Genomic DNA, 1739 nt, shown 5'->3' with positions numbered 1-1739 from the left:
AGGATATGCTGAACAACGCGAATCAGTTGGTTTTGGATGTTGAATCTTTGAGTCGCGTTCTGAGTGAAGTGGTTTGATTTTTTCAGGTTTGGAACAAAAACAGCGAAATCGGGGTCAGGTTTTGATTCTTGCTACCCGTTATGTCAAGGGTTGCGACCAGTCTTCAACCTCTATGCCCGGCACTCTACAAAATTCTTTGGTGTTATTGGTAATCACGGTCAGCTCCAGACTTCGGGCATGTCCAGCTATCATATTGTCATAGCTGCCAATCAGCTGACCGGTAGATTTCAGAAAGTGTCGAATTTGAGAAGAATGCTCTGCTGCATCCTCGTTAAAATCCAGTATTGGGATAACACTCAGGAGGGTATTTAACTCTTCCTGTTTTGTCTCCCGAAGTCTTTTTGGGGCGGAGCAAATGCCAAACATAAGCTCATCAAAAGTAACGGCTGATATAAACATACGACCATTGTTGTTTTTAAAATGTGCTTTAATACTACCTTTATCGCGCCCTCTCAGGATGTGAATCAGTACATTGGTGTCAAGTAAATATTTCATTATGACCAATCTCCAAAATCACGTTCTTGTGGTAGAGGCTGTTCTCTGTCAGGGTAATCCGGACAGACCGTGATGTTGTCAAAAAATTCGTCCCAGTCAACATCCACGGGTGAAATGGTCAAAGTATTCCCTTGTTTCTGGATTTGAACGTGCTTTACATTTTCGGGAAACGCAAACTCTTTGGGAATGCGTACAGCCTGCGTTCTATTGTTTTTGAAAATGGTCGTTTTCATATTCGAACCTCTCTTGTATATACCTGAGTATATACTAGATTAAAAATTCAGGCCTTGCCTACAGATCTAGCAGCCTGTCGGACTTAGAGGAAACCGGGGTCAGGACTTGATTGTTGACATCGTTTGACTCTGTTCTATTTTTAAAGCTCTTTGGCTCGTTCCCACGTTTGGCAGAACAGTGGCTCCCATGTTGAACTCATACGATATCTCTGGTTGTAGAGTCTGTTTTCGGGTGTGGATCCTTACTGGGCGTTTCGGTCAGTTAAGCAGTCAATAACTGCCGGGCTTTCGTAATCCTGTGATGCCGACACGACCTCAGCCCTCATAGCGTTAGCCTCCGGTTCCGCCGTGACCACTTGGCATGAGTTCCAGTGTTTGCTGGACTTGTCTGCGTCCGGTGTATCGAATAACAGAAACTATTCACCACTCTGTACCGTTCAGGCTTTCACTGGCATACGCCAGCTACTATGCCGTCTGCTGACTTCTGTATAGCGATCAGGACACCTTACGATGACCTCAGTCTGAAATGTCAGACACTACACAGACCTCCCAAGGTAAGTCACACCGCCTTCACTGCACAACTGCCGGATCTACTGCCTGAATGTCCGGATGAGTATGGGACTTCGTTACCATACGCTAACTCGTCCCCACGCAGGCAGCCTCATATCCGATTTATGTTCGTCAGCTCGCAGTTTTGCTCCACACTGCCTTCAGCCTGTACCTCGCGATACAAACCTTGTGTTTCGCTAGCCCTTCACCCTCATCTGGCTGGGCAGGGGACTTTCACCCCCAAGCTGTGCAACATGCTCGGCACACCATATGCATTCCCACGCTGGAGCGTGGGAACGAGTAAACGAATAATATTTATTATGCCGGGCCATCTCTCACAGTGATGCACAACGCTGGTATGCTAGTTTTGACTGTTGTGCCTATCCACGAAGGAATGATGCA

Annotated in this window: 2 protein-coding genes; both read right to left on the bottom strand. The window is 46.5% G+C overall.

What is annotated here, in order from left to right; translation table 11 throughout:
* Nucleotides 1-138: 138 nt before the first annotated feature.
* Entirely contained in the window at nucleotides 139-555 is a 417-nt protein-coding gene (locus KDK19_RS09330; RefSeq protein WP_257291812.1) for a PIN domain-containing protein, read from the bottom strand.
* Nucleotides 555-788 carry an antitoxin gene (locus tag KDK19_RS09325; protein WP_257281342.1) on the bottom strand — a complete coding sequence of 78 codons (234 nt, stop codon included), beginning with the start codon at nucleotides 786-788 and terminating at the stop codon, nucleotides 555-557. The genes KDK19_RS09330 and KDK19_RS09325 overlap by 1 nt, the downstream gene beginning before the upstream one ends.
* Nucleotides 789-1739 lie beyond the last annotated feature (951 nt).

Origin of the sequence: Endozoicomonas sp. ONNA1, from assembly GCF_024606325.1 — a bacterium.
Classification (GTDB): Bacteria; Pseudomonadota; Gammaproteobacteria; order Pseudomonadales; family Endozoicomonadaceae; genus Endozoicomonas_A.
Note: the sequence above shows the minus strand (reverse complement) of the source record. Positions and strands in the feature narration are given on the sequence as shown.